The sequence below is a fragment of the Burkholderia sp. SCN-KJ genome (assembly GCF_024656005.1).
In the GTDB taxonomy this organism is placed as follows: Bacteria; Pseudomonadota; Gammaproteobacteria; order Burkholderiales; family Burkholderiaceae; genus Burkholderia.
In genome coordinates this window covers 1-13,665 of record NZ_JANKOG010000057.1, presented here as the reverse complement: position 1 = coordinate 13,665, position 13,665 = coordinate 1, and the positions used below count along the sequence as shown (strand labels likewise).

9 protein-coding genes and 4 pseudogenes are annotated in these 13,665 nt (G+C 56.9%); 5 read left to right on the top strand and 8 right to left on the bottom strand.

Going from position 1 to position 13,665, the window contains the following annotated elements; all coding sequences use genetic code 11:
• Positions 1 to 279 precede the first annotated feature (279 nt).
• The 3 genes from NQV17_RS38250 to NQV17_RS37145 form a co-directional block, all read right to left on the bottom strand.
• The gene (locus NQV17_RS38250; RefSeq protein WP_374692803.1) at positions 280 to 690 is read right to left on the bottom strand and encodes a transposase; all 411 of its coding nucleotides are present in this window, start codon (positions 688 to 690) and stop codon (positions 280 to 282) included.
• An 84-nt stretch (positions 691 to 774) separates the two neighbouring features.
• Positions 775 to 966 carry a hypothetical protein gene (locus NQV17_RS37150; protein WP_257776058.1) on the bottom strand — a complete coding sequence of 64 codons (192 nt, stop codon included), beginning with the start codon at positions 964 to 966 and terminating at the stop codon, positions 775 to 777.
• A 131-nt stretch (positions 967 to 1,097) separates the two neighbouring features.
• On the bottom strand, positions 1,098 to 1,277 hold the full coding sequence (locus tag NQV17_RS37145) for a hypothetical protein (protein ID WP_257776057.1): 180 nt from the start codon (positions 1,275 to 1,277) through the stop codon (positions 1,098 to 1,100).
• Between the two features lie 45 nt (positions 1,278 to 1,322).
• On the opposite strand from NQV17_RS37145, the pseudogene NQV17_RS37140 reads away from it, so the two are divergent.
• Positions 1,323 to 1,832, top strand: a pseudogene (locus NQV17_RS37140) (integrase core domain-containing protein); the annotation flags it as partial.
• Positions 1,833 to 1,965: 133 nt separating this feature from the next.
• On the opposite strand, the gene NQV17_RS37135 reads toward NQV17_RS37140, so the two are convergent.
• Positions 1,966 to 3,444, bottom strand: a complete 1,479-nt coding sequence (locus NQV17_RS37135; protein WP_257776056.1) for an APC family permease — start codon at positions 3,442 to 3,444, stop codon at positions 1,966 to 1,968.
• 982 nt (positions 3,445 to 4,426) lie between these two features.
• Between NQV17_RS37135 and NQV17_RS37130 the strand changes: the two genes are divergently transcribed.
• Complete coding sequence (locus NQV17_RS37130; RefSeq protein ID WP_257776055.1) at positions 4,427 to 5,524, top strand: alkene reductase; 1,098 nt, start codon at positions 4,427 to 4,429, stop codon at positions 5,522 to 5,524.
• 96 nt (positions 5,525 to 5,620) lie between these two features.
• Here NQV17_RS37130 and NQV17_RS37125 read toward each other — a convergent pair.
• Together NQV17_RS37125 and NQV17_RS38245 are read right to left on the bottom strand one after the other, a co-directional pair.
• Positions 5,621 to 6,991 (bottom strand): annotated as a pseudogene (locus NQV17_RS37125) (IS701 family transposase).
• Positions 6,986 to 7,606, bottom strand: a pseudogene (locus NQV17_RS38245) (helix-turn-helix domain-containing protein); the annotation flags it as partial. The pseudogenes NQV17_RS37125 and NQV17_RS38245, both read right to left, overlap by 6 nt.
• A 430-nt stretch (positions 7,607 to 8,036) precedes the next feature.
• On the opposite strand from NQV17_RS38245, the gene NQV17_RS37115 reads away from it, so the two are divergent.
• On the top strand, positions 8,037 to 8,825 hold the full coding sequence (locus NQV17_RS37115) for an SDR family NAD(P)-dependent oxidoreductase (RefSeq protein WP_257776054.1): 789 nt from the start codon (positions 8,037 to 8,039) through the stop codon (positions 8,823 to 8,825).
• A 44-nt stretch (positions 8,826 to 8,869) separates the two neighbouring features.
• A complete protein-coding gene (locus NQV17_RS37110; protein ID WP_257776053.1) occupies positions 8,870 to 9,664 on the top strand; it encodes an SDR family NAD(P)-dependent oxidoreductase in 795 nt (264 codons plus the stop codon).
• Between the two features lie 88 nt (positions 9,665 to 9,752).
• Here NQV17_RS37110 and NQV17_RS37105 read toward each other — a convergent pair.
• Positions 9,753 to 9,899 (bottom strand): annotated as a pseudogene (locus tag NQV17_RS37105) (IS3 family transposase); the annotation flags it as partial.
• A 930-nt stretch (positions 9,900 to 10,829) separates the two neighbouring features.
• On the opposite strand from NQV17_RS37105, the gene NQV17_RS37100 reads away from it, so the two are divergent.
• Positions 10,830 to 11,387: a putative PEP-binding protein gene (locus tag NQV17_RS37100; protein WP_257776052.1), complete on the top strand. Its 558-nt coding sequence runs from the start codon at positions 10,830 to 10,832 to the stop codon at positions 11,385 to 11,387.
• Between the two features lie 981 nt (positions 11,388 to 12,368).
• Here NQV17_RS37100 and NQV17_RS37095 read toward each other — a convergent pair.
• A partial coding sequence (locus NQV17_RS37095; protein WP_257776051.1) for an electron transfer flavoprotein-ubiquinone oxidoreductase occupies positions 12,369 to 13,665 on the bottom strand: 1,297 nt, incomplete at its 5' end.

Below are 13,665 nucleotides of genomic sequence, written 5' to 3'. Positions count from 1 at the left end.
GTCTCGGCCAAACTCAAGACGGGTTGCCGAGCCGCTTACGACTCGCGTTTATCTATTCGGCCTATAGCGATCCGATCGAAGCGGGATCTGGCCGCGTGATGTAGTTGCACGCTTCCGTCCCAATTAGTGGCGCGGCATGATGTCTGCCGGAAGTCCCGACGGGTTTGGGGAAGCGACGGATGATCGTTTGCGCCATGCTGATTGGCTGCGCGAGCTGCGGGAAGACGTTGCATCGAGGGTAGCTATCAGTCTGGTATGCCTCAAGTGTGATAGTGCAGGTTAAACTCCGCGCCGCTTCGGATGACTGCCCATGCAATGTGTACGAGTTTGTTTGTCTGCGCGCAGACCGCAATGTGCGCATGTCGGTGTTCGGCAAGTTGGATTAGCAGGTGCTGGATCGGATCGTTGGGATGCTTGTCTTTCCGTACTCACAGCGCGCGGGCGCCCTGCACGAATAGGCGACGCAGATAACTGCTTTGTAATACCTAGCAAGCGAGGCTTGCCGCCGGTTGTATGCTGTCGTGGCACCAGCTCTACCCGGACGGCGAGATCGCGTGCCCGCCGGACCGTTGATGCATTGCCGACTGCTGAGACGATGGCGGTCGACAGCAAGACACCGACACCTGGAATCGTTTGAAGGCGTCGGCAAAGGTCACTCTCGCGTGAGAGATATTTGAGCCGATCGTTCATCTGTTCAATGGTTGATTCCGTGCGGTTCCACATGTCGAGTAGCATGCGCCCAAGATCGCGCATCATGGGAGTTAAGCCGGAGTCTTACTTCTCGAGCAGAGAGGGCAGCACGGTGCGAAGCGCGTAGAACCCATGTGCAATCTCGATATCGCGATCTAGCAGCAGTCCGCGCATCTGGGTGATCAATGCCAGGCATTGCTGGAGCAGGCGTTCGCGGGCGCGATGCAGCGCCCGGACATCCATCTGTTCCTCTGACTTGAGCGGCACAAACCGCATCGTCGGAAGTCGGACAGCTTCGGTAATAGCCAGAGCGTCGTTAAAGTCATTCTTCTGCGATTAGACGAACGGCTTGACGTACTGTGCTGGCAGAAGATTGACGTCGTGCTCGAAGCCCTGAAATTTGCGGGTCAGAATCTGCGAGCCACAGCATGTTTCGATGCCGACAACGCACGGTGGATGTTGTGCCATAAGCTGCAGGAGTTGATTGCCCCCAACTTCTTGCGCAGCACCGCTTTGCCAGCAGCGTCGCAGCCGACGACGTGGAACCAGCGCTTGCCGGAATCGATTCCTAACGTGACCGGGTTCATAGCAGCCTCCACGGGTGGTAGCGCCACTACAATAGAAGAAGCGGGTGGACCATACCATTAGTCGCTGACGCGCTGTTTGATGGTCGACGCTTGCGCACGCTCACGATCGTGCACAACTATACGCTGGAATGTCTGGCGATTGAAGTCGACGGCTCGTTGCGTTGCGAGCACGTTGTCGCCGCGCTGACTCGGCTTGCGCATCATCGTCCGCTTCCACGCTATATCAAGGCAGACTATGGCAGCGAGTTCATTTCGAAGGCGCTCGACAAATGGGCGTACGGGAGCGGCGTGGAGATTGACTTCTTGCGCCCTGGCTAGCCGATCGACAACGCGAAGAATGAATCATTCAGTGGACGCTTTCGGGAGGAATGCCTCAACGCACATTGGTTCTTGTCGCTTGAAGACGTCAGACGCAAAATCGAGGTCAGGCGTGAGTACTATAACGAGGCGCGCCCTCACTCTGCGCTGCAGTGGATGACACCGGCGGAATTCGCCCGCCAGTGCACCGATCGGGCCGGTTCGGCTCGCCTCGAAGAGCCGGAGCTTTCCAGCTAAGACTGCGACAGAAATTGGGCTAGCTTCACTGCGCGCGGGCTTGTACCAATGGCCTGGTAAGTCGCTTACGCACGGGCCACTGCGCGAAACACCGCAACTGCTCGCCAATAAGCGAAGCTTCGCCCCGGTCGTCTTAGATCACTTGCCGCCCGATAGCTGCATAAACATCAGGCTTCGTTTTCTTCAGTCGCCAGCCATAGATTGAACCGATTATCATCGTTCCAAAAACGAAGCCCAGCAGGATTGCCGCAACTTTCACGTTCCCCGCAAGGACTTCCATGTTCGTCGTTGCAAACCAACCTACCGCGGCGAGAAGCAGGAAGCTCACGATCGGCGCAACTCTCGTTTTCCAGAAGTTCTCTCTATGCGTGCTGCGCGCGAAAAATAACGATACTGCCAACGACGTAAGCACGAGGAGCAATAGTAAGCAGTATCCGCCGACACCAACCAAAATTCCATATCCTTCGTACGGAGCAACGCCGGTCTCGATCGCACCAACCACGAGAAACAGCATGACAAGCGTGACCAAGACAGACGCACGATACGGTGATCCATGTCGTCCGTGGACCGCAGCAAGGCGACGTGGAAATGTACCGTCAATTCCGAGACAATAGATGTATCGTGACAAAATGTTATGCAATGCGAGAACGGCCGCGAAAATGCTCGAGCATAGAAGAACGTTCACCGTGACTGATCCCGCCTTGCCAAGGTACATCCCGATGGAATCGAGCGTGATCGTCGATGCGTCTGCAGTCGCCTTTGCCATCGCTGCTTCCGGACCATACGAACAAATGAGCACGTATGCGGCCGACGTGAACAATAGCGCCATGACCACGATCGCGATATATGTTGCTCGTGTGGTTGTAATCGCGGGATCGCGTGCTTCTTCCCGAAAAACCGCCGTGGCCTCGAAGCCGGCAAAGCAGGTCACGCCAAGAAGCATTGCAATCCCGAGAGAGCCGGACATTACGGTGGCGGGGGTTAGCCAAGCAGGCGAGAGAGCGGATGGCCCTTGAGTAACGCCGACTACAACTTCCCAGATGAAAACGAGCAACACCTCACACGCCAATGCGAAAGTAAGAAGCCGCGCCGAGAACGTGATTCTCAGATATCCAAACACCGCTATCACGGCGAGCAAAATGAGCGCGTAACCCCACCAAACAAGCGGCTCCGCGTTGAAAAGCTGCTTAACGAGGGCCGAGTACGAGAAACCAGCGTATAGGTACATACCGACCAACATGAATCCGTAGGCAAGTATAGCCATCAACGCGCTGCCGAATCCAAGCGGACGGCCAAGGCCTGCCGTGATGTAGGCATAAAATGCGCCTGCATTCGGGACGTGTCTCGACATCGTCGTAAAACCGACCGCGAAGACAAGCATGAGCAGGCCGGCAGTCAAGAATGCCACGGGAGTGCCCAGCCCGTTTCCGAGGGACATCGACAAACCGATAAAGCCGGTCACAACAGTCAGCGGTGCGTTGTAGGCCAACACCGTGAAGACAATGTCAAACGTCCCAAGCTGTCCGGAGAGCGTGACCGGACAATCATTCGCCTCAGTCTTTCGCACGCCTGGCGTCGTGGTTCCGCCTTCACCATCGAGTAACGTTTCCATTCGTTTCCATGCTCCTGTAATTCACCGAAGTAGTACTCGTGCGTCGAACAATCACGGCGCGTGCGTGTAAGAGACGTCAAACCTAGGCGCGCGCGACTCAGATCGTGGCGCTCCCTAGTCGCGGGCAACAGCAGCACGGGTTCACCGGAGTCCACTCGCTCACTGCCGTCTTAATGTACTCAATGGTCAAACTAAAAGATCACGGAGTACCTGACGCAGGAGAACTCTACGATGGCGAATATTTTCGTTCAAGTGGTTTTGCGGCTTCGCGAGTTGCTTCCCCTCCAACGCTATGCAGAAGGGCGAGGGAGGCGTGACAGTAGTTTCCCTACTCCTGCCACGCGCATCCTGTAACTCCACGGGCCGCCGATTTGATCCGGGATCCGGCTGGTCGATTCCCGACACGGTCGATCATCACTGATGGCAGGCACGACAAGGCAGCGACCGCCCCGCCGAAAGACGTATTCACATCAGCAGATCCTCAAAGCTACAGCCAGCAATCAGAAACCGTCTCAAATTGGCGTGCCTGCAAGCGCTCATCGCGCGATGGAGGCGCGGACACCGCAGCCAGTTGGTGGTTGACAAACCGGGCGGTTTGGATATCATACTTATCATTCAAAAAAAGGCGGTGATGGTATAAGTGGGAAGCAGACGGGAGGCTGACGTTTGCTCCCCAGGCTCCGCTCGGGGAAGACAACTAACGACAGGTCACGAAGACAGCGCTTGCGGGCGTGTCCGCTTGTCATGGCGCTGCTGGCGCATCGACGACGCGTGAGGGTTCCAGGCAACTGTGAGTTTCATGTAGCAACTGATCGAAGAATCGTCCGGATTCAATCGCTCCTCACCGTTGTCAGTCATGCCAATTCTGCGCTCTTTTGCACGTGAATACGGCGTGCGTGTGTTCGATATGTGCTAACAACGGCGCACCCGACGGGGTTGACGCATCCTTGGGTGTTTTCAGAGAATCTTAGGAGAAAATTTGATGTCTAGCCTTTTTCAGCCGTTGCCACTGGGTTCGATCGTCGCACCGAACAGGGTGGTTATGGCACCCATGACGCGCGGTCGCGCGAGTCGATACCATGTTCCGACAGCGATCATGTCCGACTATTATCGCCAGCGCGCATCGGCTGGACTGATCATTGCAGAGGCGACGGGTATTTCTCAACAAGGCCTAGGGTGGCCTTATGCACCCGGTATTTGGTCAGACGAGCAGGTGGCTGCCTGGAAGCCGGTCACGGAGGCAGTGCACGAAGCCGGCGGACGCATAGTGGTCCAACTCTGGCACATGGGGCGTGCTGTCCACAGCAGCGTGACAGGCGAACAGCCAGTGTCAGCCAGCGCTACCGCTGCACCAGGCATGGTACACACCTATCAAGGAAAGAGAACATATGAGTTGGCGCGGCCATTGAACATCGAACAGATCCAGGGCGTAATTGCAGATTACGTTCGCGCGGCACGAAACGCAATTGTTGCCGGCTTCGACGGTGTGCAAATTCACGCGGCAAACGGATACTTGATAGACCAATTTCTACGTGATGGCAGCAACCGTCGCGATGACAAGTACGGTGGTTCGATCGAGAACCGAGTTCGGCTTCTCGAGGAAGTGACACAAGCAGTCGTTGAGGCGGTAGGCGCTGATCGAGTCTCTGTGCGCCTCTCCCCAAACGGGGACTCTCAAGGTGTTGACGATAGCGATCCAGCCGCACTGTTTCAAGCAGTAGCAATGATCTTGCAAGACATCGGTGTTGCCTTCCTCGAACTGCGGGAGCCCGGCCCCATGGGGACATATGGCAGCACGGACGTACCCCGGCAGTCTCCACTGATTCGCAAGCATTTTTCCGGACCACTTATCCTCAATAGTGACTACGACATTCAGAAAGCCCGCGAGGATGTTGCATCTGGCTTGGCAGACGGAATAAGTTTCGGTCGCCCGTTCCTGGCTAATCCGGACTTGCCGAAGCGCCTGCAACTAGGCAGCCGTCTGAATGAACCACTAATGGAGACCTGGTTTAGTCAAGGGCCGGCTGGATATCTCGATTACCCATGCCTAGATGACGCTCCGACTGGCCAGGGAAATTGATGAATTGCGAGGCGTTCAAAAGGATTCTCATTATCGACGCGCCCGGAAAAGGGGGGGGCGGCCGTGAAACTTAAATGGGCACACACCGGTCTAGTCTTACTGTGTCCAAATCAGCATTGGACGCTGAACAAAACGGACATCGCTTGAGCCGGCGCGCGATGTATGCGGCGATACGTCAGCGCCGCGTGGTGATGGAATCAGCCACGTGGCGCTGCGCGCTGGTGACCCGCGTCGGACGTAATCCGAGGGTAAGGCAAATGGGGCGCGGATCGCAGATTTTTTTCATTGTCATCTTGAATGAGGCGTTGAGCACCAAGAAACCCAGCGATGCATGGTGATGGAGTCCATGTCAGCCACGTCCTTCGAAGTGCCCAAGACCGAACGCTAGCTTGAGATCCTGATAGTCCCGCTCGATTTCCCAGCGCATCTTGGCGACGTGAACCAGTCGTTCGAGCGTCGTGTCTGGGGGGAATAGTCGAAAGCCAGTATTTGAGTGGCTCTGCGTCACCTTCGGGCCATTTGTTCAGCAGCCAGTCCTCATCTCACAGGAAAGTACCAGTAATCTCGATGTGAAGTACGCACGCGCACGGCGGCAAAGCGCGAACTGCGTGAGGCGCACGAATCTTCGCGTCATATCACGTTGTGATAGCGTGAGGCATCGAGCGTAGAGGCCAGATCGTTGACTCCGATCTGGCTCATGTCCCCGTGCGCGCCGTAACAAATTGCGTGGCCGGCCCGACGTCCCTCCAACTGGCTCGGGCGGTATAGGAGCCGTGCCCGGCACCTATACACGCGTGTTTGAGAGCATGCCCACCACATACTGCAGCCCGAACTTGCTAATAGCCGCGCGAAACGAGGTGTCGTCTCCATAGTCCTCATCGGCCAACACTATACCGTCGGGTGCGCCGCTTTGCCGTGCTTCGCGCAACTACCCCGCCGCAATCTGCGGTATGGTTGCGAACTCGATTTCCTCTGGCACGCCGGCTTTCTGTCGTCGCACGGGATCGTCGCTCCATTCACGCGGCAGATACAGTCGATATGACACCGGTAGGCTTGCGTCTTCCGTCGCCATCGACAGGCTCACCGCAACCTTGCAGTTGTCCAGCTTGCCCAGCTGACCGCAGTACTGCCGCGCAACGCCGACCGAATGCGTTCCCTTCTGGGGGAATCCCGTGTCATCAATCATTCAGTATTGGGTACAATCCGCCAGCCGGGGCCGTGTGCGGCAGCACTCAGCGCCGCGCCTGCTCGGGCAGCACCGGGTCGGACCATTCACTTCGCCACGGGATGTTGCAGCGACTGGTGTCGCGCTCACATGCTTCGGTTCAGGATGTGCCGCCAGCGGCTCAACGCTCTTGCGCCGAATTGGCAGCATCAGCCATTGGCAATAGCCTCTCAATCCTGACTCGCGCGGTCGCTATGCCCAAGCGTTTCATACAAATGGCTTCTATCATATACAGACTGCAGGAGTTCACTACTGCGATGGCGACGGTGCAATTCACCGATGACTTCGCCAGTAGCAATGTCCAGCACGGCAAACAGAGTGGTGGTGCTGTGGCTCAGGTAGTTGTGAGTACGACGCTCGGGAATGCCGGGCGGCAACGGCAGTATGGGTTGCATACGATCCAGTGCCTCGATCTCGCTCTTGTCGTCAACTCACAGCACCATCGCCTTCAACGGCGGACGAAGTACAGGCCAACGATGTCGCGAACATAGGATCACTCGAAAGTTCGCAGGTTTGCTGCCGGTGCGGTTGCAGGCCGACAGACCGTCAAATTCGCGACACCGCAGTCTGTGAGAGACTCATCTCCTGAGCCATCGTGCGCCGACTTCAATGCGTAGCTTCCGCCAGTACGACCTCCATCGTCTTCGCGATCACGGCATCGACACGTGCGTGTTCGTCGATCTGGGCGCACCCGGACACGGCCCGTTGAACAGGCCGTCGAGGCGGTGCGTCACGTAGCGCGCACCCACTCTGAGACAGTTTGCTCAGTAATCCGCAGTTCTGCCGCGACCGTCTTGTTGGCGGTCCCTGGCGCAGGCCAGTACGACCCGCGCCGGCAATGGCAGCGCCTGCGCCACCTTAGACGCAGCTTGTTACTGGCGAGTACTGGCGGGTGCGGGCAGCGCGTTGGTGTTTTCCCTGGAACGGATCAGGACAATGTCGTCGGCGTGGTCGACCTCACGGCGGCCGCGTCGGTGCGGAGGCATCCAGAGTCAGGAAACAAAACAATTTTGACGTTTAGCGTCCTCAGGTGCATACTGACTGGTAGGTCATATTTTAAGTCTCACGGGTCAATTCTATCAATGTAGAGGAGAGCGACATGAGCATGCTTCAAACCAAGTATTTGTTCGTTTGACGAACGAACATCTGGTGTTGCCCGCTGAGTGGGATTGGAGAACGCTAGATCAGCACAGAGGGCCAAGAAAAGCAGCAGCTATTCCTTGGGTATAGCGCTGTGTCCGGAGATACTCGTTATCTCCATCTAAAACCGAACCGGAGCTAGGGATTATGCGGGTAGTCGATATTGATGGTAAAAAGATTTTGGAAGGAAAAGTCGCAATCATTACTGGGGGCGGGCGTGGAATGGGCAAGGAAATTGCGTCGACCTTTTCAAAAGCTGGTGCGGACGTGGCGGTGTGTGATCTTTCCTTGGCAAATTTAACCGAAATTGAGGAGGAGGTAAAATCCAACGGTGGTAGGTGCCTATCGATCGAGGCCGATATCAGCAAGAAAGATCAAGTAGAAAAAATGATGGCAGAGGTGTACGCCAATTTTGGAAAAATTGACATATTGGTCAACAATGCTGGCGTCTGCATCTCAAGCTCCTTACTCGACACTTCCGTGGAGGAGTGGGAGACTAATATGAGCGTCAATTTAAAAGGATCATTTCTTTGCCTTCAGGCTGCCGCGAAATATATGATTCAGCAGCGATACGGTAAGATCGTCAATATTTCTTCCATTTGTGGAAGGGGTGCAGTGAGCGAAGGCGTGGCCTATAGCGCCTCTAAGGCGGGAGTCATTCAGATGACCTGTAACGCAGCGGCCGAGCTCGGTAAGTATGATATCAATGTCAATAGCATCGCACCTGGTTTTGTTGCAACCCCACTCGTGAGAGAGGGTAAGACACCGGATGAATATGCAGCAATGATAAAGGAATTCAGTAAGCCCACGGTGTTGGGTAAGACTGGATTGCCGAAAGATATTGCGAACGCAGCGCTTTTCTTGGTATCTGAAGAGTCCGCATATATTAGCGGGCAAACGATTCCTGTCGATGGTGGAAGAACCAATCGTATGTAAAGCGCAGAAGTGAAAAATTCTATTTGGACGAGTGAGAAAGATCTATGGACTTCTTGACTACGATGTTAAAGGGCAAAGTCGCCCTCGTCACGGGGGGCAGTACGGGCATCGGCCGCACAATCGCTCTCGAGCTCGCTGAGGCAGGAGCGGACGTTGCGATCACCAGCCGGAATAACATCGCGCTTCAGGAAACGGTCGCAAGCATTGGCTCTTTAGGTGTGCGCGCATTGGGTGTTGCTGCGGATGTGTCGAAGAAGAGTGAAGTCGACCGCATGTATGAGTCTGTCATCGCTGAGCTTACGAAGATCGATATCTTGGTCAACTGCGCCGGCGGGAGCGCCCGGGAGCGGTCTTCCCTGTTTTGTGATTCCACTGAGGAGATCTGGGATGAGATTATCGGCCGGAATTACAAGGGCGTTCTGAACGTCACTCACGCGGTTATCGGTAAAATGATTTCACAGCGCGCCGGGCGAATAATTAATATTTCTTCGCTGGACGGGGTGATCGGAGCAGCTGGGCGAGCTGACTATTCCGGAGCGAAAGCGGCAGTAATTGGCTTTAGCAGTGCGTTGGCAAAGGAAGTCGCCCCGCATAAGATTACCGTAAATTGCATTTCACCGGGGCCCATCGTAAGCGGCTACGACGAGGCGATGCTATCCAGTAATTCATCGGAAGCGGCGAAATGGGCTCGTCAGATGAGCGCGGTGACGGGCTTTGGCTATGGCAGCAAGACCGATATTTCTTCTATGGCCCTATTCTTGGCGTCGGACGGGGCGGGTTTTATCAGTGGTCAGAATTTTTCGATTTGCGGATTGGCTAACATGAATCCGGCTTGGTAAATTGCTTTGCGCCTCTTGCAATGATCCAGGTATCGGGGCATCCCGATCCTGGTATACTGCGTGGGTCATCGTATTTAAATAATGCTAGGGGCTGTTCAGGGTTGCCCGAATCGGCCTGATCGGCGCACTGGCGAGCGAATTCCGCCGGTATTATCCACTGCAGCGCGGACGGAGGACGCGCCTCGTTATAGTACTTGTGCCAGACCTCGATTTTCCGTCTGGCGCCCTCGATGGACGAGCTTGTCGACCAAACCGTGAAGATCCGCTACATGTTTGGTGACCGGGGTGGCGTTCCACTCGTTTTTCGAATGCCCATAGAACAGTGAGCAGTAACGCTGCGCAACACTAGTAGAGCTTGGAATCATGGTTCGCGCACCTGCCTGGCATGATCGTGATATGTCCGCAATGCCACAGGACAGCTACACGAAGCTTACGGATGCTCTATGGGTCGAGGTCCCGGTTGTGTGGATACAACTGTACGTTGCATGTCCGGTACGGAATGACATGTTTGCTGCGCGTACGATCGCTTGTCGGCCTCGGCGCAGTGGTACATGGCGCCCGTTTGGAGTGCAACGTCCTGATCGGGACGAACGTCGGCGTGATGGACAACACGGTAATCGGTGAGTTGGCCATCATGACAGCTTGTGTGTGCGTCAAATTGCGAATGCAGGTACCGGCAGGAACCCTAGTCATGGGTGTACCGGCCCGCATCGTCTGAGTACTGACCGACGCCGAACTGCGTGAGAAGATCGAAGCGACGAACCGGTACTGCGAACTCGCGGCGTCGAGTTGGCAACGGTACGCTGAATCGATACGCCGATCGGAAGAGCAGGCGGTGGCTGAGCCAAGCGAGCTTGCCGGAGTTCGACCGAGCCAAGGATGGTAGCGAACGGAATACAGATGCTGAGAAATTTCGCGATCGGATTTTCGGCCAGATGTCTCACTCATTCTGTTTGCGCCACCCAATCGCTCGCCGATGACATTCGCGGCCTGACGCGCGAGATCGTGGCCGTGCTTCTTGGCAAGCAGCAAAAGTCTCTGCGGGAGCTGAACGTACCGAGCATCATCCTTGCAGAAGAGTTGTCCGCGCCTAATCTTGCTCGCGCGAACCTTGCCAATATCATCAGTTGCTATATGAACGCGTCCCGTTTGCAACAGTTTTCTTGTGTTTCGACAGACAGGATGGCTGCAGCTCTATATCCGGCCTTGTTGCAGCCGTCGTGCCGCTGCGCTATTGCGTGCCGCTGCCCACGGAAACATCTGCGTGATGCTGTCCATGGTCGACGATGTAGACGAGGTTCGCCGCACGAAGGCGATCATCGAGCAGCATCGCTGCGGAACTGACCGAAGCGGGGTGCCGTTTGCGGTTCCGAAGCTCGGCATCATGATCGAGACGCCGGCTGCGGTTCTCACTGCCGATCTGCTGGCGCAGGAAGTCGAGTTCTTCTCGATCGGCGCCAACGACCTTACGCAATACATAATGGCCGTCGATCGCATGAATCCCAGCCTTGCCTCGCTCTACAGGACCGAGCACCCGGCTGTCATTCAGGCGATCAAGATGGTATGCGACGCGGCGAAGCGGGCGCACATCAGTATCGGCGTATGCGGTGACGCCGCGTCTCGGCCGGACATGATTCCAGTATTCGTGAACCTCGGGGTCGACGAACTCAGTATGAGCCCCAACTCGATATTGCGTGCTAGGAAGCTCGTCACCGGAATTTGAGGTGCGGACGCGAATACGACATGGTCGTGTAGCGGCCGTTCACCAAGTCCGCAATAGCCAGCGATTCAAGATTGCGGCTGCATTGGGGACGTATCGGGCGTATTTACCAGTCCGGTACGTCGCCCATCGTTGTCCGGCCGTGTGAGCCTGCCGACATCGGTGGCCCCACCACCGAACATATGACTTCAGCCATTGGGCCGTGAGTCCTGCAAGCGTTAGAGTCAGCGTCCGACTCGTGAGGCTTGAAGAGAACCTTGCCTTTTACTAGTACCCGCAGGTCCAGCAGCCATCGGCGAAAATCCCAACGCGTGCAGGATCTATCAAGTGACAGATAATTCGACGGTCGCTGGGTCGGGCATGGGCAGTACTATCTGCTGGCGAATACACGCTTGCGCCTGATTGCGGCGGCGAGTTCATTCTGTCGAGCTTCGCGGAGTATAAGAAGCAAGGCGACTCCATGGCTGGTGCTGCCGATGTCATCGTGGCTGCCCTCTGAACAATGGGCCAATGATTCACAGGCTTTGGCCGCCCGACCTTCCGCTACATCGATCCGCGCGCGCAAAAGCTGAAGGCGATCGCGACTCTGAGCCGCTGTTTGGGGGAAATATGTGGCTGGTATGAGGCCATCCACGCGTCTTTCATCAAGCAGGCAAACAAGCCCGGTCTCGTCATCAACGAGATAAAGATGATGGCGGCAATTCTGGCGGAGATGCAATTTACTCGCGCTGAGATGACAGGATCGGAACTTGTATCAACGATGCCGGGAGTCATTGCCCACCTTTCAGAGGAGATCACGAGGCGGATTCGCATTCGAGGTGCCGCAGACGCATCGTATTTCCGAGAACGTAAGAGTCTGCTGGCGGTTTTGGCGGCCGCAGGTTGGCCGTCGTAGACATGTCTGGATCGTCCTCCAAGGTACCGGGCACATGTATGCTTGGGCGCCTCCGTGAATCGAATACTCACGGAGGCGTCTCGCTGGCATTACATGTTCGGGTAGTTCGGCCCGCCACCGCCTTCCGGCGTGACCCACACGATGTTCTGCGTCGGGTCCTTGATGTCGCAGGTCTTGCAGTGCACGCAGTTCTGCGCGTTGATCACCAGGCGATCGCTGCCGTCGTCGTTCTTCACGAACTCGTACACGGCCGCCGGGCAGAAGCGACCCTCGGGGCCCGCGTAGGTACGCAGGTTCACGTTCACCGGCACGCTCGCGTCCTTCAGCGTCAGGTGCGCCGGCTGGTTCTCCTCATGGTTCGTGTTCGAGATGAACACCGACGACAGCCGGTCGAACGTCAGCTTGCCGTCCGGCTTCGGATACTCGATCGGCGTGCATTGCGATGCCGGCTTCAGCATCTCGTGGTCCGCATGCTTGTGATGCAGCGTCCACGGCACGTTGCCGCCCATCACTTTCTGCTCGAGCCCGACCATCAGCGTGCCGAGGTACAGGCCCTTCGCCATCCACTGCTTGAAGTTGCGTGCGCGGTACAGCTCCGTGTACAGCCACGATTGCTTGAAGGCGTCCGGGTAAGCGTTGAGCTCATCCGACTGACGGGCGGCCTGCACCGCATCGAACGCGGCATCGGCTGCCAGCATCCCGGTCTTGATCGCCGCATGGCTGCCCTTGATCCGCGACGCGTTCAGGAAGCCCGCGTCGTCACCGATCAGCGCGCCGCCCGGGAATACCGTCTTCGGCAGCGACAGCAGGCCGCCCGCCGTGATCGCACGCGCGCCGTACGACACGCGCTTGCCGCCTTCGAGGAACGCGCGGATCGACGGGTGCGTCTTGTAGCGCTGGAATTCCTCGAACGGCGACAGGTACGGGTTCGTGTAGCCGAGGCCGACCACGAAGCCGACCACGACCTGGTTGTTGTCCATGTGATACAGGAACGAGCCACCGTACGTGTCCGACTTCAGCGGCCAGCCGGCCGTGTGGATCACGAGGCCCGGCTTGTGCTTGGCCGGATCGATTTCCCACAGTTCCTTGATGCCGATCCCGTACGCTTGCGGATCGGCGTTCGCGTCGAGCTTGAACGTCGAGATCAGCTGGCGGCCGAGGTGGCCGCGGCAGCCTTCGGCGAACAGCGTGTACTTCGCGTGCAGCTCCATGCCGAGCTGGAAGTTCTCGGTCGGCTCGCCGTCCTTGCCCACGCCCATGTTGCCGGTGGCGACGCCCTTCACCGAGCCGTCGTCGTTGTACAGAATCTCGGCGGCCGGGAAGCCGGGGAAGATCTCGACGCCCAAGGCTTCCGCCTGCTGGCCGAGCCAGCGCGTGACGTTGCCC

Bases quoted from the DNA above. Each gene is read 5' to 3' on its own strand.
- NQV17_RS38250 (WP_374692803.1), bottom strand. From the start codon at position 690: ATGAACGATCGGCTCAAATATCTCTCACGCGAGAGTGACCTTTGCCGA.
- NQV17_RS37150 (WP_257776058.1), bottom strand. From the start codon at position 966: ATGCGGTTTGTGCCGCTCAAGTCAGAGGAACAGATGGATGTCCGGGCG.
- NQV17_RS37145 (WP_257776057.1), bottom strand. From the start codon at position 1,277: ATGAACCCGGTCACGTTAGGAATCGATTCCGGCAAGCGCTGGTTCCAC.
- NQV17_RS37135 (WP_257776056.1), bottom strand. From the start codon at position 3,444: ATGGAAACGTTACTCGATGGTGAAGGCGGAACCACGACGCCAGGCGTG.
- NQV17_RS37130 (WP_257776055.1), top strand. From the start codon at position 4,427: ATGTCTAGCCTTTTTCAGCCGTTGCCACTGGGTTCGATCGTCGCACCG.
- NQV17_RS37115 (WP_257776054.1), top strand. From the start codon at position 8,037: ATGCGGGTAGTCGATATTGATGGTAAAAAGATTTTGGAAGGAAAAGTC.
- NQV17_RS37110 (WP_257776053.1), top strand. From the start codon at position 8,870: ATGGACTTCTTGACTACGATGTTAAAGGGCAAAGTCGCCCTCGTCACG.